At 53.7% G+C, this 25,215-nt stretch carries 26 protein-coding genes; 11 read left to right on the forward strand and 15 right to left on the reverse strand.

All coding sequences use genetic code 11. The features are described from left to right. From H627_RS18130 to H627_RS18140, 4 genes are all read left to right on the forward strand, one after another. On the forward strand, positions 1-249 hold a 249-nt coding region (locus H627_RS18130; RefSeq protein WP_155827920.1), incomplete at its 5' end, for an IS30 family transposase. Between the two features lie 82 nt (positions 250-331). Continuing rightward, the gene (locus H627_RS18135) at positions 332-1,504 is read left to right on the forward strand and encodes an ATP-binding cassette domain-containing protein (RefSeq protein WP_051225397.1); all 1,173 of its coding nucleotides are present in this window, start codon (positions 332-334) and stop codon (positions 1,502-1,504) included. 58 nt (positions 1,505-1,562) lie between these two features. Beyond that, entirely contained in the window at positions 1,563-2,264 is a 702-nt protein-coding gene (locus H627_RS0111785) for a response regulator transcription factor (RefSeq protein WP_027829116.1), read from the forward strand. Beyond that, on the forward strand, positions 2,261-3,187 hold the full coding sequence (locus tag H627_RS18140; RefSeq protein ID WP_051225398.1) for a sensor histidine kinase: 927 nt from the start codon (positions 2,261-2,263) through the stop codon (positions 3,185-3,187). Before H627_RS0111785 ends, H627_RS18140 begins: the two co-directional genes overlap by 4 nt. Here H627_RS18140 and H627_RS19375 read toward each other — a convergent pair. The 4 genes from H627_RS19375 to H627_RS0111810 all read right to left on the reverse strand — a co-directional run bounded on the left by H627_RS19375 (position 3,138) and on the right by H627_RS0111810 (position 5,971). Beyond that, positions 3,138-3,902 (reverse strand): DUF2705 family protein, encoded by a 765-nt coding sequence (locus H627_RS19375; protein ID WP_051225399.1) that lies wholly within the window; start codon positions 3,900-3,902, stop codon positions 3,138-3,140. The genes H627_RS18140 and H627_RS19375 overlap by 50 nt on opposite strands. Next, positions 3,899-4,837, reverse strand: coding sequence for an ABC transporter ATP-binding protein (locus tag H627_RS0111800; RefSeq protein ID WP_027829117.1), 939 nt, complete (start codon positions 4,835-4,837; stop codon positions 3,899-3,901). Before H627_RS0111800 ends, H627_RS19375 begins: the two co-directional genes overlap by 4 nt. Before the next feature lie 104 nt (positions 4,838-4,941). Next, positions 4,942-5,628, reverse strand: a complete 687-nt coding sequence (locus tag H627_RS0111805; RefSeq protein WP_027829118.1) for a type 1 glutamine amidotransferase domain-containing protein — start codon at positions 5,626-5,628, stop codon at positions 4,942-4,944. Next, positions 5,621-5,971 (reverse strand): ArsR/SmtB family transcription factor, encoded by a 351-nt coding sequence (locus tag H627_RS0111810; protein ID WP_027829119.1) that lies wholly within the window; start codon positions 5,969-5,971, stop codon positions 5,621-5,623. Before H627_RS0111810 ends, H627_RS0111805 begins: the two co-directional genes overlap by 8 nt. 113 nt (positions 5,972-6,084) lie before the next feature. Here H627_RS0111810 and H627_RS0111815 point away from each other — a divergent pair, with 113 nt between their 5' ends. Both H627_RS0111815 and H627_RS18150 read left to right on the forward strand, forming a co-directional pair. Continuing rightward, positions 6,085-7,083: an NADP-dependent oxidoreductase gene (locus H627_RS0111815; RefSeq protein ID WP_027829120.1), complete on the forward strand. Its 999-nt coding sequence runs from the start codon at positions 6,085-6,087 to the stop codon at positions 7,081-7,083. Positions 7,084-7,174: 91 nt separating this feature from the next. Beyond that, on the forward strand, positions 7,175-7,432 hold the full coding sequence (locus H627_RS18150) for a hypothetical protein (protein WP_027829121.1): 258 nt from the start codon (positions 7,175-7,177) through the stop codon (positions 7,430-7,432). Between the two features lie 71 nt (positions 7,433-7,503). On the opposite strand, the gene H627_RS0111825 is transcribed toward H627_RS18150, so the two are convergent. From H627_RS0111825 to H627_RS0111845, 5 genes are read right to left on the reverse strand one after another with little or no spacing between them, the layout of a single operon-like run. After that, positions 7,504-7,869, reverse strand: a complete 366-nt coding sequence (locus tag H627_RS0111825; RefSeq protein WP_027829122.1) for a hypothetical protein — start codon at positions 7,867-7,869, stop codon at positions 7,504-7,506. 32 nt (positions 7,870-7,901) lie between these two features. Beyond that, positions 7,902-8,708: a DUF2399 domain-containing protein gene (locus tag H627_RS0111830; protein ID WP_027829123.1), complete on the reverse strand. Its 807-nt coding sequence runs from the start codon at positions 8,706-8,708 to the stop codon at positions 7,902-7,904. Then, on the reverse strand, positions 8,705-11,830 hold the full coding sequence (locus H627_RS0111835; protein WP_027829124.1) for an SbcC/MukB-like Walker B domain-containing protein: 3,126 nt from the start codon (positions 11,828-11,830) through the stop codon (positions 8,705-8,707). The genes H627_RS0111830 and H627_RS0111835 overlap by 4 nt, the downstream gene beginning before the upstream one ends. Further along, entirely contained in the window at positions 11,827-12,837 is a 1,011-nt protein-coding gene (locus H627_RS0111840; protein ID WP_027829125.1) for a hypothetical protein, read from the reverse strand. The genes H627_RS0111835 and H627_RS0111840 overlap by 4 nt, the downstream gene beginning before the upstream one ends. A gap of 17 nt (positions 12,838-12,854) precedes the next feature. After that, a complete protein-coding gene (locus tag H627_RS0111845; protein WP_027829126.1) occupies positions 12,855-14,351 on the reverse strand; it encodes a hypothetical protein in 1,497 nt (498 codons plus the stop codon). A gap of 364 nt (positions 14,352-14,715) precedes the next feature. Here H627_RS0111845 and H627_RS0111850 point away from each other — a divergent pair, with 364 nt between their 5' ends. Further along, complete coding sequence (locus H627_RS0111850) at positions 14,716-15,177, forward strand: Hsp20/alpha crystallin family protein (RefSeq protein WP_027829127.1); 462 nt, start codon at positions 14,716-14,718, stop codon at positions 15,175-15,177. Positions 15,178-15,418: 241 nt separating this feature from the next. On the opposite strand, the gene H627_RS0111855 is transcribed toward H627_RS0111850, so the two are convergent. After that, positions 15,419-16,420: an aldo/keto reductase gene (locus tag H627_RS0111855; protein ID WP_035440869.1), complete on the reverse strand. Its 1,002-nt coding sequence runs from the start codon at positions 16,418-16,420 to the stop codon at positions 15,419-15,421. Positions 16,421-16,490: 70 nt separating this feature from the next. Between H627_RS0111855 and H627_RS0111860 the strand changes: the two genes are divergently transcribed. Continuing rightward, the gene (locus tag H627_RS0111860) at positions 16,491-16,907 is read left to right on the forward strand and encodes a MerR family transcriptional regulator (RefSeq protein WP_027829129.1); all 417 of its coding nucleotides are present in this window, start codon (positions 16,491-16,493) and stop codon (positions 16,905-16,907) included. A gap of 44 nt (positions 16,908-16,951) precedes the next feature. Here the strand turns inward: H627_RS0111860 and H627_RS0111865 are convergent, their stop codons facing one another. After that, complete coding sequence (locus H627_RS0111865; RefSeq protein ID WP_027829130.1) at positions 16,952-17,584, reverse strand: SDR family oxidoreductase; 633 nt, start codon at positions 17,582-17,584, stop codon at positions 16,952-16,954. Between the two features lie 278 nt (positions 17,585-17,862). On the opposite strand from H627_RS0111865, the gene H627_RS0111870 reads away from it, so the two are divergent. Then, on the forward strand, positions 17,863-18,537 hold the full coding sequence (locus tag H627_RS0111870; RefSeq protein WP_027829131.1) for a helix-turn-helix domain-containing protein: 675 nt from the start codon (positions 17,863-17,865) through the stop codon (positions 18,535-18,537). Further along, on the forward strand, positions 18,534-19,427 hold the full coding sequence (locus H627_RS0111875) for an IS3 family transposase (RefSeq protein WP_027829132.1): 894 nt from the start codon (positions 18,534-18,536) through the stop codon (positions 19,425-19,427). The genes H627_RS0111870 and H627_RS0111875 overlap by 4 nt, the downstream gene beginning before the upstream one ends. A 24-nt stretch (positions 19,428-19,451) precedes the next feature. Here H627_RS0111875 and H627_RS0111880 read toward each other — a convergent pair whose 3' ends face one another. The 4 genes from H627_RS0111880 to H627_RS0111895 all read right to left on the reverse strand — a co-directional run bounded on the left by H627_RS0111880 (position 19,452) and on the right by H627_RS0111895 (position 23,966). Then, entirely contained in the window at positions 19,452-20,627 is a 1,176-nt protein-coding gene (locus H627_RS0111880) for a CPBP family intramembrane glutamic endopeptidase (RefSeq protein WP_027829133.1), read from the reverse strand. A 132-nt stretch (positions 20,628-20,759) separates the two neighbouring features. Next, entirely contained in the window at positions 20,760-21,527 is a 768-nt protein-coding gene (locus H627_RS0111885; protein WP_027829134.1) for an acetoin reductase, read from the reverse strand. A 77-nt stretch (positions 21,528-21,604) separates the two neighbouring features. Next, positions 21,605-23,239 carry a hypothetical protein gene (locus H627_RS0111890; RefSeq protein ID WP_027829135.1) on the reverse strand — a complete coding sequence of 545 codons (1,635 nt, stop codon included), beginning with the start codon at positions 23,237-23,239 and terminating at the stop codon, positions 21,605-21,607. Then, positions 23,232-23,966 (reverse strand): ABC transporter ATP-binding protein, encoded by a 735-nt coding sequence (locus H627_RS0111895; RefSeq protein ID WP_027829136.1) that lies wholly within the window; start codon positions 23,964-23,966, stop codon positions 23,232-23,234. Before H627_RS0111895 ends, H627_RS0111890 begins: the two co-directional genes overlap by 8 nt. A gap of 276 nt (positions 23,967-24,242) precedes the next feature. Here H627_RS0111895 and H627_RS18155 point away from each other — a divergent pair, with 276 nt between their 5' ends. Continuing rightward, positions 24,243-24,887 (forward strand): hypothetical protein, encoded by a 645-nt coding sequence (locus H627_RS18155; protein ID WP_051225400.1) that lies wholly within the window; start codon positions 24,243-24,245, stop codon positions 24,885-24,887. Positions 24,888-25,215: the final 328 nt, after the last annotated feature.

Raw genomic sequence — 25,215 nt, forward strand, 5'->3', positions numbered from 1 at the left:
AACGGCAGTGAGTTCGCACAACTAGATTCAGTAGAAGGAACTGATGTCTACTTTGCTCATCCGTACTCACCATGGGAGCGCGGAACAAATGAGAACCAGAACGGCCTTCTACGAGAGTTTATTCCGAAAGGTCGCTCACTCCACCATTACGACATCATTGATATTCAGAGCTTCCAGGACGCACTCAACAGCCGGCCTCGTCGTATCTTGGGCTACCGGAGTGCGGCGGAACTGATGCCGGAACTCTAAGCTGTGTACCACTTATAGGATTGGACTAGAAACTGTTGCACTTAGATTGACAATACGGGCCCTGATGGTTTTGGAGAAAAAGATGAACTATTTTCTGCTGGAAATCGTCAATACTTACAGCAATATCAAATCCATTAAGCTCTGGGGCATGGGCGATCTGATCCAAACCCGGTACAAAGCCGTGTGGCGAGAGGAAAAGAAGCAGAATAAGACACTGGTACACATTGAGTACAATTCCCAGATCGTGGCCCAGCTGATTTCCAGTGTCGCTATTGTCGCCATCTTCACCCTGGTCGTGTACAAGATGTATTTGCACCTGCTGCCGATCGGTAATATCAACACCCTGTTTGCCGGTGTTGTCCAAATTGCGTCGTCAGTATCGCTGCTTGTTGCCGCGTGGCAGCACCTGCAACGGTTCCAGAATCAGATTCAATATGTCCAGCAGGTGTTTGCCATTTCTCAGCCGCCTCGACAGACCGCTGCTAGCCAGCCGCTGCCCGCGGCTTCAACGCCATTGGTGCTGCAGTTTGACCACGTCAGCTTCAGCTATCCTAACCGGGGCGAAGTCCTCCATGACGTGTCGTTTACGTTACCCTTTAAGGGCGTCGCGGCCCTGGTGGGTGAAAACGGCAGCGGCAAGACGACACTGGTGAAATTGATGCTGCGCTTGTATACCCCGACCAAGGGAACGATTCGGTTGAATGGGACCAATATTCAGCATATTCCGCTGGCTGAGTATACCCGATTGTTCAGCGCAGTATTCCAGGATTACGAAGTATTCGACATTCCCATTGATCAAAATATTGCCAGCAGTACGACGATCGATCAGGCCAAACTGGCGGCCATTATTCAGGAATGGGGGCTGACTGACTGGATTGCCCATTTGCCCCAGGGCGCGCAAACCCCGATTGGCGGGTTCAGTGGGGAGAACTTCCAACCCAGCGGCGGGCAGCAGCAGCAAATTGCCATCGCCCGCGCGGCCTATCGCGACAGTCGGTTCCAAATTCTGGATGAACCTACGGCCAGTTTGGACCCGATCCATGAACTGGCGGTTTTCTCCAAGATCAAGCGGCTGTCGGCGCACAAGCCGTCACTGTTTATTACCCACCGGATCGGCGCGACGACCCTGGCGGATCAGGTTATTATGCTGCAAGCCGGCCGGATCGTAGCGATGGGCGCGGCGGATGATCTGGCCAAGCAGTCGGCTTATTTTCAACAGTTATGGGAAAGTCAGGCGGCGATGTATAACGCATAGTGGCTGGCTGGCCCGCCCAGATAATTGATATAATCAATTAGATGGGAGATGGGCAGCAATGAGCAAGCCGCGGATATTGGTGGTTGAGGATAACCAGAGTTTGGATGACCTGCTGGTGGAAACTCTGCAGGATGAGTTTGCGGTGACTTATGTGCAGGACGGGGCGACGGGGATTTCCCGGATATTGGCCGACCCGCCGGATTTGGTGATTCTGGATTTGATGCTGCCGATCGTGAATGGCGAGAGCGTCTTGAAAACGGTGCGCAAGACCAGTCAAGTGCCAATTTTGGTGCTCACGGCAGTGCAGGACAAGGGCAAGGTCGTGGCCTTGCTGGAAGCCGGGGCAAACGATTATTTGACCAAGCCGTTTGATCTGGACGAGTTAGCCGCCCGAATTCGGGTTCAGCTGCGCAACCAAACGGCAGCCGGCACTGCTGATCAGCACGCTGCGTTAACGGTGGGCAACATCACCTTGAATGCGGCCGCCTTCACCGTTCAGGTCGGGGACCAGTCTTTCCCCTTGGCCAAAAAGGAATATGCCATCCTGCAGCTGCTTACGGGCCATCCCCACCAGGTCTTCCCCAAAGCCGATCTGTATACTGCGGTCTGGCACGAACCGTACATCGGCGGCGAAAATACACTGGCCGTCCATTTAAGCAATTTGCGCAAGAAAATCAATCAGCCGGATGGCCCCCAGTATATTCAGTCTTTATGGGGCCTGGGGGTCCGCTTTGCGCCGACTGGGGAGGCGGGCCAATGACAATTTTCTTGGCGGTGCTCAGTATCGGCTTAGCCATTTGGGTCCTGGTCCTGCTGCTTGATACACGCCGGATTCGCCGGGAATTAGTGCACATTAATCAAACGGATACGAATGCCAAAGTAACCGCCATTCTGGCGGTGCACCGACCGCTGGTCCAGGAGATCAATACGACCTTGGATACGACCCGGCAATTGCTCCGGACCCGCCAGCAGGAGGACGCCCGGGTGCGCGCGCTGATGACTAATTTGGTGCACGATATCAAAACGCCGCTGGCGATCGCGGCGGGATATAACCAGCTGGTGCAAAAAAATGCGGCGGCCGCCGATCAGACGCGGACGCAAAAAGTGGCCGACAGCCTGGCGACTGTCAGTCACTATGTGGATACCTTGATGAATTTCAGCTTGCTGCAGGAAACGACCCAAGGACTGACGCTGCAGCCGGTGAATGTCACAGACCTATTGGGCCGGCTGCTGCTGACCTACTATGATACGTTCACCGCCAAGCAGCTGATGCCGGACATTCAATTAGCACCAGCGCTGACCATGCGGACGGATGAACGGCTGCTCAGCCGAGTGTTTCAAAATTTGATCGGCAATATCTTAGCCTATGGGGTTGGTCAGCCAACCATCACGGGAGAGCGGGCCGCGGCCGGTACGATTCAGTTCACTTTTGCTAACGCCGTGGCCCAACCGATTCCTGACGTTCAAGCGCTGCTGCAGCGCTTCGCGACGGCCCAGCAAACGGCGCACAGCAGCGGGCTGGGGCTGAATATCATGCAAACCCTGGTCCAGCGGTTGGGCGGCACTGCTTCGGTGGCCCAATCGACGAGCCGGCGGTTTGTGGTGCAACTCACTTTTCCTGCCGAGCTGGCGGTTAAAGTTCCTGGTTCTTCAAAATCAGCGCGCTCGCCAGCCAAGCAATAATGGTGGTGAGGACAGAAACCAGAATAAAGCGGCCCAGCGTCTGATTGCTGAGAATACCAGCAGTCAGGTTTTGACTGGTGGAGAGGAAATCAATGTACTTCAGCCAAGACCAGTGAACGAAAGTGTTTAATCCCGGTACAAACAGCGGGAAAACCACGATAAAGACGGCGGCGATCACCGTACTGTGAAACAGAACCAGCAGTACTGTCGCTAAGGCATACACGGCGGCGATCCCCACCAGCTGGGAGCCGGTGTACAGCAGGATCCGGCTGATTATTTTACCCAGTGCGGCCCCCATTGGCCGGCCAGCAATGGCGGAGGTCAAAACACCGCTGAAGAAGAACAGGGCGATGAGCACGCCAACAGTCAGCAGCAGCGTGAGGTTCTTACTGATGATAAATTGCCATCGGCCAATACCGGCCGTCAGGGTATTTTTGTACGTTTGCTGACTGAATTCATAACCAATCAGAATGACGAAGAGGCCGATAAAAACGTAGGGCAGATATGTTGTACTAAAGGACAGATACCGGGCCGTATTATAGACGGTCCAATTCGGGGCAGCCATGTTTTCTAAGGCTGAGGTGCCCATGGTGATCCCGCCGATCGCCTTGTTGGCGGCTGAAACCACTGCCGCGATCAGGGTGACCACGAGGGTCAGCCAGAAACCAGTGGTATGAAACAAGCGATAGAGATCACTCTTGAAAATGCGCATCATGAGGCCGCACCGCCTTTCTGATCATCTTTCTGCAACAGCGTGGTGAAATAAGTTTCCAACGAACCAGATTGCGTTTGAATGTCATCCACCCGCACCCCGGCATGGTTCAATTGGTAGTTGATTTCACCGGTATCCAGGGTGTTGTTATAGATGATGATCTGGTGATTATTCATCACGTTGAAGGGCTTGATATGCTGGGCGTCCAGTACCTCAGAAGCGGCGTTGACGTCGGCTACGTGGAGAATAATGCCGGATTGACTGGCCGCGTCCAGAGCGGGCTTAGTGATTTCCTGAATCAAGCGGCCGCGGTGGATGAAGCCGAAGCGGGTGCAAACTTGGTACAGTTCCGTGAGAATATGGCTGGAAATGAGGATCGTGGTTTGCTGTTCGGTGTTCAAACGATGCAGCAAATCCCGAATCTCGATGATGCCCATGGGGTCTAGGCCGTTGATCGGTTCGTCCAGAATTAAAAAGTCAGGCTGGGCGAGCAGGGCGATGGCGAGCCCTAAGCGTTGCCGCTGGCCCAAGGATAGGCGGTTCGCCTTGGTTTTGGTTTTTTCAGTGAGACCGACAAATTGAATCGTGGCCAAAACATCCTGGCGGTTGGCCACCCCCTTTTGCTTGGCACTGACCATCAGGTTTTGGTAGACGGTTAGATGCGGGTAGAGGGCGGGACTTTCGATAATCGTGCCGATGCGCTGCAGCGCTTGATTGTAGCCGGCTTGGTTGCGGCTTGCGCCCAGCAGCATGATCTGGCCGCTGCGCAGCGGTGACAGGCCGGTGATCAGACGCATCAAGGTACTTTTACCGGCGCCGTTTTCGCCGATCAGGCCGTAGATATCCCCCTGTTGAATGGTCATATTGATGTTGCTCAGGACAGTTTGCCGTCCGAATTTTTTTGTAACGTCGCTGAGTTGTAAGGCTGTGGTGGGCATTACCGATCAGCTCCTTTCTTAACTGTCTCCAGCATACCGGGGGACTGTTAAGCGGGGCGTTAACTGGATATTAATTAATCATTAACTCGGGTCAGAGTGAGTGGTTAACCAGCTGTTGCGCTGAGCAAGGCTTGGGCCACAGCGTGGGGGGACCAAGGATTTTGGCCCGTGATGATGCGGTTGTCGGTGACGGCGTAGGGCTTGAAGGCCCGGACTTTCTGGAAGATGGCGCCGCGTTCCTGAGCGGCCTTTTCGTTGAGAAAGGGGACCAGCCGGCGTTTGTTACTGAGAATTTCTTCCGTAGTGGTGAAGCCGGTGATGTGTTTACCGGCAATCAGGTACTGACCAGCATCGTCTTGCAGATTCAGCAAGCCGGCGATACCGTGGCATACGGAGGTGAGGTAGCCGCCCTGGCGGTAAATTGTCCGGCTGATTTCCTGGAGGGGGTGACTATCAGGGAAATCAAACATCACGCCGTGCCCACCGGTGTAATAAATGGCGAGATAGTTTTCGGCATGGACCTGGTCGGGGGCCAAGGAGGCAGTAAGGGCCCGTTTTTGAAAATTCGGATCGCGATACATCGCCATCGCTTGGGCGTCAGCATATTTCAAACTGCGGGGATCAATCGGGACATACCCGCCCCGAGGACTCACGTAGTCCACAGTATAGCCAGCAGCCTGCATATCCATGACAAATTCGGTGGCTTCGCTCAGCCAAAGACCAGTGGCTTCAGGTTTAACTTGGAATTGAGTGGTATTGGTTAACACCACCAGTATTTTCTTTTTATCCATGATTTTTCTGCTCCTTTGCGGCTAAAAATACTAACATATCATCGCTAAGCTGCCGTAATTGTTTCAAGGATGCGGCAATATTTGAGAGGTAGTAGTAATTCTTTGTCCCCTCTGAGCGGGCAGCAATAATGCCAGCTTGTTTTAATAGTTTAAGGTGATGCGACACTGCCGGGCGCGAAAGACCGGTCATCTCGGTGAAATCGGGGACCCGCAGGCCAGCACCAGATTGCTGATGGAGCAGGGCAATGATGATGGCCTGTCGTTTCTCGTCGCCAACGGCAATCAAGAATTCTTGGACGGTATCGAATTCGGTTTTGATGCGGTGCAAATCAGGTTGGGCCATTTTTTGCCTCCAGTTTTATTGGTTTAAACAATTAAACCATTGAACCGACGATTCGTCAAGGGTACAATGGTTTAAAACATTAAACCAAAGGAGCACAACTTATGCCACATACAATGCAGGCGATGCTGATTAACCATTATGGTCAGAAACAACTCGACCGGGTACTAGTCCCGATTCCGACGCCAGGGTCTAGTGACGTGCTGGTGGCGATCCACGCTGCCAGCATCAACCCAATTGATTTCAAAACGCGCGACGGTGCTGTCCGCATGCTGCTTAAATACCAGATGCCGCTGATCTTGGGCAGCGACTTTGCCGGTGAGATCGTACAAGTGGGCAGCCGTGTCACCCGCTTCAAGATTGGCGATGCGGTTTATGGCCGCCCGCGGAAATCACGAATTGGTACTTTTGCCGAGTATCTGGCGGTGGATCAGGCGGATATCGCGCAGATGCCCCAGAATTTGAGCTATCCGGAGGCCGCGGCGCTGCCGTTGGTAGGCCTTACCACCTATCAGGCGTTCCACGATATGCTGCAGTTGCAGCCCAACCAGAAAATTTTGATTCAAGCTGGTTCTGGCGGTATTGGCACATTCGCTATTCAGCTGGCTAAATTAATGGGGGCTTACGCGGCAACCACCACCAGTGGCACTAACCGGGCCTTGGTCACGGATCTTGGGGCGGATCAGGTGATCGATTATCATCAAGAGAATTTCACCGATGTGCTGCATGATTACGATGCGGTATACGACACCTTGGGCGGGGACAATCTGCTGCAGGCGTTCAAAATCGTTAAACCAGGTGGGGCCGTCGTGTCGCTGTCCGGTTTGCCGGACGGCAAGTTTGCCCGAGCCGATGGTCTGCCTTTGTGGAAACAGGCGTTGTTTAGTCTGGCCACCCGGGCGATTCGCAAGCGGGAGAAGCAATATCATGTTGCCTACCGCTTTTTATTCATGAAACCGAGCGGCGAGCAGTTGGCGCTGATTACGCAATTGGTGGAAGCAGGTGAAATTCGACCAGTGATTGATGAGATTGTGCCGTTTGCGGATTTTCAACAAGCGATGGATCACTCCGAGGCGGGGCATGCTCGGGGAAAGATTGTTGTGAAAATGCAGTAAATTGCTTAAAGCTTGCATCGTCTTGGGTATGGATACAAACTATAGGAGACGTGGTGCGAGTCGGGTGATCAATGGTCAAGAGGGTGGGACGATGCTGCTAGAGCCAATTTCTGCTGGACTAATTGTGTTGTTATTTCTGATGGGTAATAAGCACAGTATCAAAATGGTCATCTTACGAATTGCGGTATTCATTGTTGCCATGGCAATTTGCGGGTACCAACTGTTCCGGCTGATGCCGGTTGGCAATGCCCAGGTGATGGTTATTACTGGGACACTGCTGGCCATTTTAATCGTTCCCATTGTGCTGATTAACAGGGAAATAAAAATTCGTCAACGACTAAATAAATGATGGACCAAACAAACTAGCATACCTGGATTGACGATCAAATCAGGTATGCTAGTTTTTGAACATCAGCGTTTTTAATGGGCATTGGGTTTGTGGACGTCGACACCATGAATGAGTGCAAGGATACCGCCCCAAATGATAAACAAACTCATTGCCAGATTGATTAGCCAAGAGAATACCGTGTTTTGCCAATCCAAAGTAATTATGAGTAAAAGTGCCAGCAAAGCCAGAACCGTAATTATTTGCCATCCGTTATGCTGCTTTACTTGCTGAATGACAGTGCGGTATTGGGGCAGAGCAACAACGCCCATACTGATTAAGAACAAGCAGGCCAAACTCAAGCCGATTTTCCAAAAGGGCGTAAACGGCAGATAGCTCACAGCGATAATATCCGCGAAAATAAGGCCCAAGATTTGGCCTGGTGTGTAATGGGTCCGCATGCAGAATTCCTCCAGTCTAAGGGGCAGATTGACTAGTTGGCCAACCAAGCCGGAATCATACGCTCGTAGTCATCAATCAGTTGTTCCTGTTCGACGAATTTTCCCTGCAAGTGAATCGTAGCCAACTCCTGCTGATAAATCGGATGCTGAATGGTCAGAGACCGGGTGCGGTGGGTATCCGGTTTGCCGTACAGCGTGACCCAGCGGGCGACAACCACCGGCGGTTGGAGGGCAGTGACGGTCTCAATGGGCGTTTGCTGCAATTGGGTGTAGAAATGGTCTGCCATTTGAATGCCGCGGCTGTCGAGGTCGCCGATGTAGGCAAACCGGACGCCCCGCTTCTCTAGCCGCTGTAAAAGCTGCACATAGGCGGGGTTGAAGTCGTTGCCGGATTGGACGATCAGCGGCCAATCCGGGTGGTGCTGGTGGAGCAGAGCGAAGACGCCGTTGTTTTCGATCACCACGGCCTTGGCCGCGGCCAAGGGAAAGGCCAGCATGGCCTGGATCTGCCAGGGGTTCAGGGTGATCGGCTGGGGCAGGTCGGTTTGGAATATATTGGCACTGGTGAAGGCCATGCCGATGAGTTTCGCAGTCAGTTCGTTAATTTGCTTAGCTGCGAAACAGTGGGTGAGCACCCAGCGGTAATAGTCGAACAGCCCGGGATTTTCTTTTGCGTCGTTGAGGCTATGGGCCGTCAAGCCCAGAGCGACGGCCTGCTGGGCTTTGGGCGGCAGCGTTTTGCCAGCAGCAATTTGGTCAAAGAGCGTATCCAGCGTGGCGGCGGCTGCCGGAGCCGGCCGGCCAGTGACCCGAGTGTAGGCTTCTTGGTAACGGCTCATTGGCGCGGCTCCTGGCGCCAGATCAGGGCTGGCACGACACGATTTTTATGGAATTGGCCGTCGTCTTGCTGGCTCGGCGCCAGGACGGTATAGGCGATATTGTCAACGCCATCGGCCAGCACTTTGTTTTGCGCGCCATTGGGCATGGTGGCGATGAAACAGAAGCCGAAACGGGCAATGGTATTAACGAAAGACTTGGCCGTTTCAGGGTCGAGCTTGTCCGCAAATTCATCGAACATGACCAGATAGGGGGCGTCGTCCTGCTGGGCTTGGCGCAGGACCATTTTGGGCACCAGCAGCAAGGGCAGCACCATCGCCTGGGCTTTTTCTGCGCCAGAACCGCCGGATTGGACGAATTTATCATCCACGACTTCGTAATCATCCGGAGCGCTTTGGCGGCGGTGGATCTCGACGTTGAAGTTGGACCACTGGCGGGTATCGAGCAGGTCCCGGGCGGCGGCTTGGAAGGCGGCTTCGTCGTCGGAGACAGCGGCGTCATTGGCCAATTTCTCTAACCGTTTCTGAATTTCGGCCAGCAGATGGGGCCGCTCGTCCTGCTGGGGATCGCGGGCTTCGGCGATAACGGCCGGGGTGACAGTGTCCGGCGTGAGGGTGATACGCAGGCGGATACTGTTATTTTGCCCAGCTCCTTGGGTGAGCATTGCGTTGTAATCGGCGATGGCTTGGTACTGGGCGGTGATTCGTTGAACAGCTGCGCCCAGGTAGGCGGTTTGGGCAAAGTTGTTGCCTTCTTTGCGCTGGGCCAGAGATTTCTCCACACCGGCTCGGTCTGTGGCCAGGATGGCCAGAGCCGCGTTGATGTCAAAGGCGACCACCGTCAAGCCGTTGTCTTCCGTTGACCGCTGCTGGCGCATGGCGCTGGCAATGTCGGGATGATTGCGCTCCTCAAATAACACGTCCAGAGCGTTGCGGTCAATGCCGTTGCGGTCGTTGCGGTGGATGAGCTTGCTGATTTGGCTGGTGACTTGGGCGTAGCTGTTGGTACGAACAGGAACCCGGTTTTCAGTGACAAAGGCGATGGTGTCCTCAATCGTCTTCAGGGTCACCCCCTCTGGTGCATAGGGGGCCAATGTGTGCAGGGACGGGATGATCCGCTCCGCCAAGCGATGCAGCTCCGCCGCCTGTTCCTGCGCAGCAGCTGCCGCGGATTGGGCGTGGCCTTCGGCGATACTCTTTTGACGCGTGGCGTTATGTTCTGCGTCAGTCAGCTTGCGGTGGGCCTGTTCGGCGGTGGCCAGCTTTTTATCCAGCTCGGCGTCCACGATCAGCCGGTCCAAGTTAGCCTGGGCCTCAGTGATCGTTTGAACTACCGCGGCTTCGTCGAAATTCGGGTCTAAGGTCTGCTGGACGGTTTGGATCTCCTGGGCCTTGCTCTGGGCGTGGTCGGTCAGGGTGGCTTGCTGGCGGGTCAGTTTTGCAAATTGGTCGGCTAGGCCAGCCAGGGCCTTTTGCGCTGTGGTCAGCTGGTCAACTAAGGCCGGATGAGTCAGAATTACTTTCAAATCGGGATGGGCGGCCAGGAGCTGCTGCTGTTGATCCTTCAGCGCTTGAAATTGGTCGCTCATCTGAGCGGCCCCGTGTTCATGGATGGCTTCGTTGTCCTGGTGCAGGGCGGTGCGGGAGCGGCTGGTCAGCGGGCCGGTCACGTGGCGATCAATACTGGTACCCATGGCGTCTTGCATGGTGTGGACAATGGCGACGTCCTGATTCAGGTGCGCCATGGTCTCAGTCAGGTGCTGGTACTGGTTGCGCTGGGTTTTCAGATGCCGCAAATACGCCGCCATGTGCTGGACGACGGCGGCCAATTCAGTTTGGGCGATGGCCTTGGCCAGCTCTTGCAACTGGGCGGCGTGGGTACTGATCGTGGTTTGCAGCGGACTGAGCTGTTCTTTTTGCAGTGCCGCCTGATCCGCTTGAACGGCGGCCAGTTGGGCTTGGATATCCGTTTGCTGCGTGTGCAAAGTGGCTAACTGGTCCAGCCGAGCGCGGTAGTCTTTGAGCCGCTTTTTCTCCAGCGTGATCTGGTCAGCATACTGGTGGCGGCGTTCAATGATCGTCTTTTGCTCCGCTTGGGCGTCCCGTAATTTGGCCAGTTCCTGCTCACTGGCAGCCAGGTTTTCTGCCAGCAGCTGCAACTGGTCCGTGTACTGGCGCGCCTGAATTTCGGCCTGAGCGCGCTTCTCTTTCTCTTTTTCATAGTCGCCATGGGCTTCGCTGTAACGAGACAGGATGAGCTCTTGCAAATGGTTCAGGTTGCCCCAAAAGATAGTTTCCTTCATCCGGGTCAGGCGGGTTTGGCCGGTTTTGATCCGGTCCAGCAAACCATTATACTGATTGACCTCCCGCTGGCTGTTGGCCACGGACTGGATCACCTGGTCGTCAATCCCCTCCTGGGCATTTTTCAGCGCGTTGCGAATGGGCGAAAACTTGGCGTTACCGGACGTTAAGATGGGCGAGGCCAATAACCGATAGACGTTGGCCAGTTTGCCCAAGGTTTCGCCGCTGGCGAAGCCGTAAATATGGACAGCAATGTATTCACGATAATCCAACGCGGTGTCGAAAAGATGGAAAGTATCGCCCAGCGCAGCGTTGGCTTGAATAAAATCAGTCTTACTCAGACACTGACCAGCAGCGTCGGTGGTGGTTAGCGGTACCGGGGCAGCCGGATCATCGCTGACGACGGCGAACCACCAGGTGGGTTGACGAGTATCGCCGTCTGCCCGGTGGGCACCCAGGCCCAGAATGACCTGGCGGTGAACAGAGCGGAGCACCATATAGGTATACCCGGTCCGGACTTTCATGGCGCCGCTGCCCCAGCCCAGCAGCATGCTGGCGAAGGTGCGGGTATCCCGGGCGCTATTGCGGGCGGTGGCGTTTTGCGAAACGTTTTCGGTGCCTTTCGCCGCATTGAACGAGGGCGTGGAAATGGCCCCATCGATTAGCATGGGGAAGAAGCAGTTGGCCAGTGTTGTTTTGCCCACCGCGTTTTCCCCGATAATGGTCAGGTTGCCGTTCTCAGACGCCGGCAAGTCCAGCGTGTCGTATTTGTTGAAATGGCGTAAATGATAACTGACTGGAGTCAAATGCTCAGGTAAATTCATTGCCAATCTCCTTCATCGTCTGTCCGGACGGCAAATCGCTGCACCAGTGGGGTGGGACTAATAAAGTCTTGCTGGTGCTCGATCAGTGCGTTGTCGTTCAAGGCGGTTTTGACATCAGACACCGAGATATCTTTATGCGGATACAACTGCTGGGCAATCTGGTGAATCCGGCCATTTAAATCAGCCGCCGGGATGCCCACCCCCAGTGAATTGGCCACAGCCAGCGCTGTGACATAGGGCATGGCCGCGCTTTGCTGGCGCTGGCTGTCCAAGAGCAGCGCGTAGTCGTTGCCGCATTCCAGGACGAATCGCTGCAATTCGGTCCACTGGGCGGCAATGGCGTGTTTATTGGCTACTAGCACCGGCCACAGTACAGGCGCGGTATCCGGGCTCATGTAGCGGTGCAGCAGGAGTTCTCGGTTCACCTGCTGACTCTGGGTCAGTTGCGGCGGGGTCTGCTCAGCAATCAAGGCATCCACCAGACACTTGGCCACGGCCGTGAAATCCGGGCTGACATCCCAATATTCGGTGACGAACTCGGTCTGGTCTGGCAGCGGGCCGTCGATTTGGTCCGGTGTAAGCAGGCCCAAGCGGTCCACGAACAACCGGGTGATCAGCCGGTAAATCTCTTTCTCGCCTAAGTTGATCACTTCGCTGCGTACTTGGCGGACGATTTTCTCCGCCACCACCAGCCGGTCAGCCTCGGCGGTTTGCAGATTCGGCTCATTGATAATCGTTTTGAGGGTGGCCAGGAGTACGTGAACGGCGTCCGGGTCCAGCTGGTTGGGGCCGAGCAGAAATAATAGGTTCTCCTGATAGTTGTCCGGGCCCATCCCGACCAGGTCATTGAGGTAGCTGGTGATCTTTTTCTGGACGGCTGGCCGCTTCAGCGCGTTGATGGCGTCCACGGTGGCGTGGGTCATGTCTGGGGTGACGGTGCTGGTAAAGACGCTGTGATCGAAGAGCTGGTTGATGATCAACCGTTCACTGCTTTGTAATTCGGCCATACCAGGCCGCCTCCTTTCTAACCAAAATCAATGGTAAAGCCGCTGGGCAGGACGACACTGAACTGTTCGCCGGCACAGTGCAGGCGAATGGGGCCAGTGTCAGGCAGAGCGCGGGCCGCTTGCACCGGGCGACCGAAGGGGGCAAAGCTGGCATAACTCGTGTAGCCGGTGGCGGCGTAAAGCCGGACTACTTCGTCCCGGGCGGTGCTGGTGGTGAAATTCAGGTCGTGATCCACCACGGCATGGGTGGTCGATCGCATCACCAACCGTTGAAACTCGGCTAAAGCGGCTTGATCGTCGGCAGCAGGATACGTGTCCTGCGCGACCACCGGGTTGTCGGCCGCGGTGGCGATGGACCTGGGGCTGCTGGTGGCAGTATAGGCCACCGGGCCCATGGTGGACGCGTCCAGCAGGTCCTCCGGGTCTTCGATTTCCCGGTCGGCGGGTAAATGGCGCGGTAGGTTGGTGTAGACCTGGAGGGTTTGGTAATGGGTCAGCAGGCCGTCAATTTGGGCGGTCAGTGCTTTCACGTCGACCGTTTGGCCTTGGATGTGTTCATATTCTTCACTGAGCAGTTTGATGGCACCCAGGATCGTATGGAAAACCAGATAAATGGAATCCAGACTGCTATCGATCGCACTGGTGCTGGGGTCGACACTGAGTGCCAGTTTGGCCAGCTGACGGCGCACATAGTCCCGGGTACGCGTGAAGCGGGTCAGCAGTTTATCCTGGTCGCGGACGGCATTAGCGGCATCCAAATCATCGGTGCCTTGCTGGGAGCGGGCGACATCGCCAGCGAAGGCCGGATCATGGGCGAGGGCTTGAATCCGCGCACCCTGCATCAGCATCATTTTAAAGGCCGGAATGGCTTTACCGTTCAGCATTCCTTGCAGGTGTTTGGCCTCCGCGCTGCCATGATTGAAAGCAATATCGTTCGCCAGCTCATCAAGATCATCGTCCAGCTTATGCATGCCGTTCATCACATCATCGTAGGCGCTGATCATGTTTTGAAAATCATTAAAAAGGGCGGTATCGCCGGTGGTGTCTGGATTCTGGCTGAGCTTGACCACCAGCACACAGTATTCCTGAATTCGGTTGGTGTTGGCGGTAATCGTACTTTCAGCATCCAGTACCCGCTGCATCATCTTCACGTACTCAATCCCACTGCTGGTGATTCGGTAAACATAGGACGTACGCGTGGTGTACAGTCCATTTTTACTTCGGGCCCGAATCTTGCGGGCGGATGCTTCAATCAGCCGTGCTTGCTGGCTAAGAACGTCCAGGACTGTTTTTAAGATATTGTCTGAAATTGGTGCTTCGTCGTTTTCCGTATCCAAATAGGATTCGTTGTAGCGACGGGTGAGAAAGTCTAACGTAATGGGCACCCCGCTGCTGCTGCCGTCGTGGTACAGGATCGTCAGCACATTCCAGCCGGCCAGCGGGTGATTCTTATTCAACCCCAGGTTGCTGGCCAGCAGCAGATCCTTCAGTGGTTTCGACATGACGACAGCGATGATGCTCACCTTCTTTCAATAGATGCCTCCATTATACAAGAAGTGAGGCGAACAGGCTATCGCCTTAAAAACAGTTGTAATTTGTTAGGTAACGCAAGTGCGCCAGGAACTCTTAACCGGACCAAGGCACTGATCGAGGTCGGGCACCAAGTCCCCGCAATGGTTCAAGACCCTTATGACCAAGTGATTCATCTTGACACAGCGGGCAAAAGCGGTGTCTCAAAAGTAATTAAACCAATTCTGGCAAACACTTAACATCAATGCTAAAAGGTGTTACATTATAGATGGAGCGAGGGAAAAGGAGTTGAGCGATCAGCCCCTTCAACCAGCGTTCTAAATCCAAAACTAAAGGAAGTTTTCTATTATGGCTACTGATATGATGACTCGTCGCAACAATGCGTTGATGAACGATACGTTCTTTGACAACTTAGCGCGTCGGTTCTTTAACCCGATCGTTGGCGATTGGGAAGAGCCCAGCATCAGCTCAACAGCCGTCAATGGACTGCTGACTGATGTTAAGGAGACTAAGGACGCTTATATCACTCGGGTTGACATCCCTGATGTTGATAAGAATGATATTATGCTCAATTACCACGATAATGTGCTGAGCATCAATGTGCACAAGAATGATGTTGAAGATCACGCCGACAAGAACGGCAACGTCTTGATGTCTGAACGTTCCAGCGGCACCATGAGCCGGAGCTATCAACTGCCGAATGTTGATGTTAAGAACATTAAGGCTGACTTTGAGAAGGGTGTCTTAACTGTCACTCTGCCCAAGTTGACTGAATCTAAGGAGACTGGTCGCAACATTGAGATTCAATAAAATGAATCTTCACGTTCCGGTTCAGCTGGTCGCCCATTGGATCAATTGGTGAACTTGCCACTGACGGCTATGTGCTGTGGCGGGCAGAACCCGTGGTACTTTGTAAATCGTCCGAAGCAGATCACCGGTTGATTGCGTGTGCGATCGACAACGGAATAGATTGGACAGTTTATGGATAATCGAAAAAATCGACACTGTTGACTCGCGAGAGCTGACAGTGCCGATTTTTTCGTGTATGGGATTATTTGGCTTGCTCGGCCAGGATGGTATCAATCTGGTGCAATTCGTCCGCTGTGAAAGCCAAGTGGTCCAAGGCCTGCACGTTGTCGACGACCTGACTCGGCCGGCTGGCACCGATCAGGACGCTGGCAATTTCTGGTTCCCGCAGGTTCCAGGCCAGGGCCATTTGCGCCAGGCTCTGCCCACGGTTGGCCGCGATGGCGTTCAGTTGTTTGACGGTACTCAGGGTCTTTTCCACCTGATCCTCGTGCAGGAATGGAATGGTGGACTTGGCCGCGCGGGAATCTTTGGGAATTCCGTGCAGGTAGCGATCCGTCAACAGACCTTGAGCCAAGGAACTGAAGCTGACGGCCGCCTTGTTCTCCGCGCGCAGTACCGGGAAGAGGTCCTGCTCAATGTGCCGATCGAACATATTGTAGCGCGGCTGATGAATGATAAACGGTGTTTTCAACTCTTTGAAGATCGCAGCGATGGCCTTCGTCTGGGCGCCGCTGTAGTTAGAAATACCGATATACAGCGCTTTGCCCTCGCGGACTAGTTGATCCAGCGCCTCAGCGGTTTCTTCCACAGGAGTATCTGGATCCGGCCGATGCGTATAGAAAATATCGAAGTAGTCCAAGCCGGTCCGTTGCAGACTCTGGTTGGCACTGGCGATGATGCTCTTGCGAGAGCCCCAGTCGCCGTAGGGACCTGGCCACATGTAATACCCGGCCTTGCTGGCGATGACCATTTCGTCCCGGTAGGGCTTCATATCGTCAGCCATGATCCGGCCGAAGTTTTCTTCGGCGCTGCCCGGTACTGGGCCGTAATTATTGGCCAAGTCGAAATAGGTGATCCCAAGGTCGAAGGCTTGGTGCAGGATCGCTTTTTGCGTCGCCAACGGGTCCACACTGCCGAAATTATTCCACAGCCCCAGGGCAATCGCCGAAACTTTCAAACCGCTGGCGCCCACGCGGTTGTAAACCATTGTGTCGTAGCGTTTATCATTTGCTAAGTAAACCATTGAATCCGCTCCCTTGAATTGATACACTCAGCATAACGCTTCAAGCTAACTTGAAGTCAAGGAGGAAATCATGGCTGTTTACACAATTAGTCAGGTCGCCGAAAAATACCACATGCGGCCGTCCACACTGCGCTATTACGAAGATTTGGGTTTACTGTACAATGTGCCCCGTCAGGGCGGTCACCGGGTGTATACAGACGCCCTGCTGAACCGGTTAGGGGCGATTTGCTGCTACAAGAACGCGGGGATGTCCCTGGAGGAATTGCAGGAGTTTTTCCATTACACGGAGAGCCAGGAAGACGTGGCGAAAACAGTGGCACTGCTGGACGAAGTCGATACGCGGATTCAGCACCAGATCGCGGAGCTGCAGGCTAATTACCTGCAGATTCAGCGCAAGAAACATTATTTTGCGGCGATTCAGACGGCCTTGGCCCAGGGGCAGCCGAAGCCGGATTGGGCGGATTTCTGTAACCAGCAATATGTATAAAAAAATCGACGCTGGGCGTCGATTTTTTGCATCCGCGAGTTATCTTAGTTGAGTAATTCAGCAATGTTCTGCTGGCCGTTAACGATGTCGTAGGCTTGGTGAATCGTCGCCGGATCAGCCAGCACCGCTGTGATAAACTGGGCGACATCGCCCCGGGTGATATCCGTGGCTGTTGGACTGATGCCGCGCTGGTAAAGACCCGTTTCCGGATCATCAGTCAGCCGGCCGGGGCGAATGATGGTTTCATTGAGGCCGGTGCGGACCAATTCCCGATCGGCGTAGAATTTAGCCGCCATGTATGGCCGGATCGCCGTGCCCCAAGTGGCCCGATCGTTGCTGGCAGCGGAGCTGACCATGACATAGCGCTTGACACCGGCGGCTTTGGCCGCTTCCATGGACTTGACTGCGCCATCAAGGTCGATCAGAATCGTCTGGTCGTAACCCCGACCACCAGCGCCGGCACTGAAGACAACAGCGTCGACAGTTTGTAGGACAGGCACCATTTTATCCATGGGCCCGAGCAGATCGAACGGCACGGGGGTCGCGCCGAGGTTAGTCAGTGTGGCATCCTGGGCGGGATTGTGAATGCCGCCATACACGGTATGTCCGGCTTTAACCAGTTTCGGAATCAGATGCTGAGCGACTTTGCCGTGCGCACCGATAACAAGAACTTTCATGAATGATGGCCTCCTTAAGTAGTTACAGGTCCAGTATAACAATTACTGGGTGGCGGGACTCCCGTTGATTTCTCGCAAAGTCTTACCCAACAAACGGTGTGGCGAAATGCAGGGGATTGCCGGGCACGATATTGTCCACGGTCCATTGCATGGCCGTACGGCGCTTGCCGGTGAGGAGCCAGATTGATATGGCGACGAAAACCAATTCTGCGATAGTCCCTTTGTGGTTGTCAGATGAAATACAATAATTCATCTGGTAATCATGGAGGGATTTTAGTATGCCCAGATCAAAGCACACAGCCGAGGAGAAGCTCGCTATACTGACTGAATATCAACAGTCAGGGCTTTCCTGCCAAACGTTTGAACGACAACATCATATTGCTTCACATACCCTAGAGCTCTGGCACGCCAGGTATGAGCGTGACGGGCTGAACGGGTTGACAGAGGCCCGGACAAATAATCACTATTCAGAACTTCTCAAGCTGGAGGTAGTCCAAGCTTTCCTAAACGGTGAAGGGTCAGCTCTTGACCTGGCCATCAAGTATGGATTACGCGGGGCAACTCAAGTAAAGGATTGGGTTTCCAAGTATAATGGGGATAAACCTCTGACAGCCTCACCGTCAAGAAAGCAGGTCCCCACCATGAGTCGAAAAACCACCTTCGATGAACGAATCGAAATCGTCGAGTTTGTGACCAAGGGCAAACACTCTTACACCGAGACCGCTGAGCACTTTCAGGTGTCCTACCAACAAGCCCGTTCTTGGGTCTTAAAGGCCCGAAATGGTGGCTATGAAGCACTTGTCGATAACCGTGGCCACCACAAGGACGTCAGCGATATGACTGAGGTCGATAAGCTCAAGCTGGAAGTACGTCAGTTAAAGGCAGAGTTGGCAGACAAGGAACTGGTGGAGAGCTTTGCAAAAAAATTGCTGGAACTTCAGCGCAAGGGGTGAATGAACAACGTAAACTGGCTTACTGCGCAATAAGAGAAGTCAGTAAAGGGAACCACGGCAGCATCACTAAGCTATTGAAGATCGTTGGGGTCACGCGTCAGGCCTACTATAAGTGGCTGCATCGTGAAGAGACCGTATGGGAATCTCATGATCGACTACTCAAAGAACGCGTTCAATACTGGTTCGATTTTCACTACCAGGGAATTGGAGCCGGCAACATCTTGGTCAACTTACAGCAAGACGAATTGATCGACTTTCCGGTCACGTTCAAGCAAGTAAGACGCGTGATGCGCGCGCTGAACATCAGATGTCAGATCCGGCGCAAACGACACAATCGCGTTAAGCAGGCCGAACAGTACCTGCAGGACAATGTGCTCAATCAAAACTTCGATGTATCAGCGCCCAATGAGGCCTGGTTATCCGATTCGACAGAGCTGACCTATGGGGTGAACGGTGAGTACAAGATGCGCCTTAGCGGCGTCCTAGACTTGTATGGCCGGCGGCTACTATCTTCTAACCTTAGTGAGACAGAGACCAGTGCCGCAGAGATCCAGACCTTCCAGCGGGCATTCACGGCCGCTGGTGATGTTCACCCGTTGGTTCACACAGACCGCGGTTCAGCGTACACGTCTGGTCAGTTCAATCAGTACCTCAACCAATTCAACGTTAAGCGCAGCATGTCACGACCAGGTACACCGTACGACAACGCACCAATGGAGCGCTGGTGGAATGAGTTCAAACTCCGGTGGATGGATCGCCATCCAATGGCGAAGACGGTGAGCGAGTTAACACAGCTCGTTGAGGAAGGTATCGAGTACTTCAACCACCACAATCGTTCAGCACAAAGAAATGGCCTCACCCCAGATGAATACTGGAATGAAGCCATTTAGGAACAGACAAAACTTTATAGTATTTCATCTGTCAACTTGACAGGGCCGAGTGCATTCCGTGACGGTGCTCCAAATGTATTCATTGCGCGTTGGGGCAGTGGAAACAATCGAGCCAGTGGCCATCATGGCCAGGATATCGATCAATGCGTGGAAGATCATCGGGACGCTGAAGCTGCCTGAATAGAGGTAGAGGGCTGCCATGAACCAACCGCTGATCATGGCAAATTGCATTTGCACCGCTGTGGCTAACACACCCTGAGCGCCGCCAAGGGCGTTCGTGGCATGCCAAAGGCCGAAGAGCAGGCCGGTGAGAAAGACGGAACCTGGAATTTGCCAGCGCGATTTGCGGAGACCGGTAAGCAGAAGGGCCAAGATAATATATCGCCACAACCACTCTTCAGCGATACCTGGCTCTAACCCTTGGGCAAACCAGTAAAAAGTGACTGATTTGAGGTGGAATTCCCAAGTATACAAACTGCGGAATGAATTAGGATTCGTGAAGGTGTTCCAACCAAGAAAAAGCAGGCAAGATGCGGCTAGCAGAGCCAGAATCCAAGGCTGAGCCAGCGGGTTGAAACGCCAACTAGGACCGCGGTAGCCCCACTGATACATTGCGATGGCCCCCACGACAACAAAGAGGATGGCGCCGTATACCCCCGTGTTCAGCAGGTCCCGCCAGATATGCGAGTAAACATTTTTATTTACCTTGCCCATCATGAATTGCGATCCGCCGACGATCCAGGCAAACCCATAAATCATTGCGATGCTCTGCGCCCAACCGTTATTGAGCGGGGCAAATAGTGCCATGGCATACGGGATATGAATCACGATAACGAGCACAGTGATCACAATCATCACAAGCGACGCTATTAAGGGACGGGTAATTCCAGCGTGCAGCAGTAAATTATTCACGCCTAAGGCAACGATGAGCGGATAGGCCGTTATCTGCAATAGAACGTTAAGTGCAAAGAGAAAACGGACTAGGATGTTGCGGGGGACCCGGAGTGTGCTCAGAAGAAGCAGGATGCCCTCAATAATCCCAGCAATCACCCCTAAGACGATATAGCTGGCTTTGACGTGGGAATCGATCGTGGCCAGAGACCAAGCAGTAAGCAGACTGCCTTGGACAACGAACCACCAGCGCCAGAAGGCAGTAACACTGACAGGACGGCTGTTCGAATAAATGGGTCGAGGATTCATTGCAAAAGTCCTTTCTATAAAAGCCACGATATAAATGCTTGCTCAATTATGGCATAGATTGACAGATGATTAAAGAAAAACAGGGTATGCAGCCATCGCTGCACACCCTGTCCGGTCACTCAGAATCCTGAATTAAGAGTAATTGATCCCGCCGTCAACAATAATCGTTTGGCCGGTAATGTAGTCAGATTTCTCACTGGCCAGGAAGGAAACTAAGCCCGCCACGTCCTGCGGCGTCTCGCCGCGGCCCAGCGCGATCCCGGCGATAAATTTATCCCGGGAGGCGCCGATGGGCACATTGTGGATCTCGCTCATCCGCTTGTCGATGAGATCCCACATCGGGGTGAGGACGATCCCTGGCGCGTAGGCGTTGACGGTAATGTGGTCCTTCGCCAATTCCTGCGCTGCGGCTTGGGTCAATCCGCGGATTGCGAACTTCGTCGCGGAGTATGGTCCAAGCAGTTCGATCCCTTGGTGGCTGGCGATGGAGCCCGCGTTAATGATCTTGCCGCTGCCTTGGGCGCGCATGATCGGCGCAACGGCCTTAATACCATAGAAAATGCTGTTGACGTTGATCTTGAAGATTTTGTCGAAGTCAGCGGCGCTGGTTTCTTCAATGGTCGCGACTTGCGCGATCCCGGCGTTGTTCACCAGTACGTCGATCGTCGGGAAATGCTCGTGGGCCTCGGCGACGAGCTGATTAAATGCGTCTTCGTCCGACACGTCAGCCACGAGGGGCAGGCTGTCGACACCGAGATTCTTGATCTCCGCGGCAGTGGTGGCCGCTGTCTTTTCATTCAAATCGGCGACGACAATATTGAAGCCGTCTTGGGCGAGCTGTAAGGCGATACCACGGCCGATGCCTTGGCCGGCACCGGTAACAATTGCTGTTTTGGTCATGTATGATCCCTCCATCTTATGATAGCGATATCATACCACGAGCGGGTCGTTTCTGAAAGCGATAACACTCACAAGAATTAGTTTCGGACGCGGAAAGTTTGCGGGGCTTTGAAGTAGATGATGACGGTGCCCACCGCAACGTAGACCAGGGCCGCTGCGCCGATGACGATGGCGTAGCCGTAGCCTTGCAAGTTGGAGCGCAATACCATCCAGGATACCCAATACATGGCACCGTAAACGAATTTATACAGCGGTGACACGACGTTCATATCCGCGGTGAAAGGCTGGAGCAAATAGTACATGAAGAGTTCATGGAAGGAGAAGAACAGCACAAGACCCAGCAATTCCAGGGCGAGCACGAGGTAGAAGGCAATCGGCGGTACATCCGGCGTGACCAGATAGAGTCCGAGGAAGAGGACAAACATTAAGGCACCGATACCGCTGTTTAGGAGGAAAGTCCGCCAGAACCGGTAAAAGAAGCCGGCTAGGATGGTGCGGCGCTGCCGATAGAATGGATAATACAGCATCGCCGCGTCACAGTTGACGAATAACATTTGCACGATTGGCCGGCCAAACGAGGCCAAGTACATAATGAAGAACAGAAAGCCGTAGACCTCCGTGAGGTCCTTCACCGGCAGCCGGCCATTACTGAACAGCTTGAAGGCGGCCAGGACGGCGATCCCGGCCAAGGCAACCAAGCCGGCACGAATTGCCAGTTTATGGCGCAATTGTTTGCGGTAGCGGGTGAAGAGCAGCGCGTTGAGATAATTGCTGCCGGTCAAGCGGCTGGCTTGCGGGCCCTTGGGCGTGTCCAGGGTCATGTCTTTTTGCATTGCCGTCCCGGTGCTGAAATATTCGCTGTTTTTATTTTTTGTTTCTGAGACTTCAGCAAGCGCTGCTTTTTGATCCAGAATGGTCTTAGTCAGCAGGGCGGGCTCGTTCTTGAAGGTCAACCAATAATAGGTGCCCAATCCCACCAGCAACCAAACAATAACTGCTGCCAAGGGCGAAAAGAGGATGGTAAGCAGTTGCTGATACTGGTGCAGAATAGCCAGGACCAAGGGCGCCGCCACCAGAGCAAGCCAATATATTACGCCGCCAAGCCGGGCCCGGAGTTGATGCTGCCAGCCCCAACGGGGAGTAAATTGTTGCCAAATCATGGTTAGAGTGAAAAAACCAAGCCCATTGAGAAATAGCCAAGGATTTTGCGTCATAGCGGCAAAAATGGCCAGCGGGAGTACCCCTTGGCTCAAGAGACCAGCAAAAAAGGAACTGACAGCGGAGACGTGAATTGTTTCCTGGCGGCTCAGGCCGAATTGGTCGGCGGTCTTCAGGGCTTCCGGTTCTACTGAAAGCCGGGAAGGAAACAGACCGCGCAGCGCAGAAAAGGCCACCAACCAAACCGTTGCGGCGAGCATGGCACTAGTGTGGAGGGCGGGCAGCGGCGGTTGATGCAGATAATTCGTGATATACAAATCACTGCCTAAGAAGCTCAAAGCGAAGACCAGAAACCCAAAGGCAGCACGCATCAAAATACGGCCAATCGCCGCAATCACGGCGAAAAATTTCTTCACGCCAAGAAAGCCGTACACCGCCGGCGAAATCAATTTTCCCACAAAGGGTATCCGGCGCAGAAAGTACAGCAAACCGTTGGCGGACGTCGTGACTTTGACCCGGTAAAAGAACCAGGTGAGCTGTGCAAGTCTATTCATCAGCGGTCACCTCGTCGGTCAACCGGCTGATCACCGCGTCCTCAAAGGCTTGAGAGTGGATGTCTAAACCGGTGAGTTCCTCCAGTTGATGGTTATGGAGCAGCACCACGGCGTCACAGATGTCCTGGGCCAGCTGCATGATGTGGGTGGAAAAGACGACAACCGAGTCGGCCTTCATATTCACAATCATCTGCTGCATCTCGTGGGCGGCGACCACGTCCACGGTGGTGAGCGGCTCGTCCAGCAACAGTACCGGCGGCTTCAGCATCAGGGAGACTACCATCTGCAACTTGTTCCGCATCCCTTCTGAATAGTCGCGTAACAGCTTATTGCTGTCCGCTTCAGACAAGCCTGCCAAGTCTAGGAAGTCCTGGGCATTCTGCGAGGTGTGCACCGCAGTGAGTCGGCGGCTGTTGATCTCGATGAAGAACTTGACGAATTCTGCGCCGGTCATGAACGCCGGTAAGTGGGGCTGAGTGTAGACCATGCTGACATCAATATCGGGATAATTCACCTGCGGCCCTTGGCCGTCGTCGGCATCCACGAGAATTTCGCCGCTGTCGGCCGGAATGTTGCGCGCAATCCTATTGAATAACGTGGATTTCCCGGAACCATTTCTGCCAAGCAGGCCATAGACCTTTCCTTGAACGAAATCATAATTGGCATCATTGAAAATCACTTGCTTGTCGAAAGATTTATTAAGACTGTGAATTTGCAGTTGCTTCATGGCGGATTCCCCCTCTTGTTGAGCATATTTTAACATAGGGGTATCCGGACCGATAAAATAGTGGGCGATTATTTGTGACCCTGAATCAGGGGATAATTGCCGTGCGGTGCCGAATCCAGCGTGCTCACCGGCCCAATCTTACAAAAATGTTCGTTTATAGACTGAGATAGGCCAATTAGCCATATTACTTGCCTTTTAATGGGCATATGACATACTTAGTTTGTTAGTGCACATTTTCTACAGACCAGTGACGTATTCAGTTTGGAGGGAAGCGCAGTGGCAGCAAGACAGAACCGCATCATATATCGTTTTCTTCTGCTTGGTTGCATCGTGCTGTTAGGGGCTTGTTCAGGCCAAAAGAAGGCAAGCACGGCGGGGCAAGAAAGCATCCCGACGTATCAGATCAAGGCCAGCTATGGGATCAATGTCGATGATCCGAAGGCTTTAGTCGCCAGTGCGGACTATTCTTTTGTGGGAATCGTCAAACGGGAGACTGGCACCAGCTATCAGAACCCCATTCCGCTCGAACAAGCCGACGGGACGACCAAAAAAATGGGCGAAGCCTATACGCATTACACCGTCCAAGTGCTGGCTAACTTGAAGAACAAGTTGGTTACCGAGCGGTCGATTAAGGTGACCAAACAAGGCGGCATTCGTGAAGATCACTCGGCGTATGACGTGCTGGCTGGGGATTCGTTGTTGAAGGCGGACCAAGCATACGTGTTCAACGCATATGCCCAGGCGGACGGCACACTGTTGGTGAGCGGGAAAAATTCAACTGTACCTATAAAGGACAAGCCGGTTGATGCGATTGCGGACAGCAGTGTGGTCAAAACCTATCAAGCGGCAGTTGGCACGCTTTCCGCCAAAGAGTTAGAGGCTAAGCAAAAAGCCAGCGACGACGCCCAAAATAGTCAATAGACAAGGCGGCCTGGTATACTGAATTCAGAAAGCGAGACTTGCGGTCTGAAGTCAAGAAGGTGCAGGAAGAAAATTGATGGTTAGTAAGAGCTTATGGTGTATACCTCCCCCAGCCCAGGAACGTGATGATTTTTCTGGGTAGTCCTAGCTTTCTAAGTTGTCGCTTGCCGCGTTAGACCACTTTGGCAGGCACGTACAGCTCATGATCAGATAACAGCTTATAGATCACGCGTACGAGCTTGCGAGCGGTCATAATGCAAGCACGTCGGTGTTGATACTTTGGTACCTCCCCGTATTTTTTGTCGTAGTACTTGGCGAATACGGGATC

Source organism: Schleiferilactobacillus harbinensis DSM 16991 (assembly GCF_000425885.1).
In the GTDB taxonomy this organism is placed as follows: Bacteria; Bacillota; Bacilli; order Lactobacillales; family Lactobacillaceae; genus Schleiferilactobacillus; species Schleiferilactobacillus harbinensis.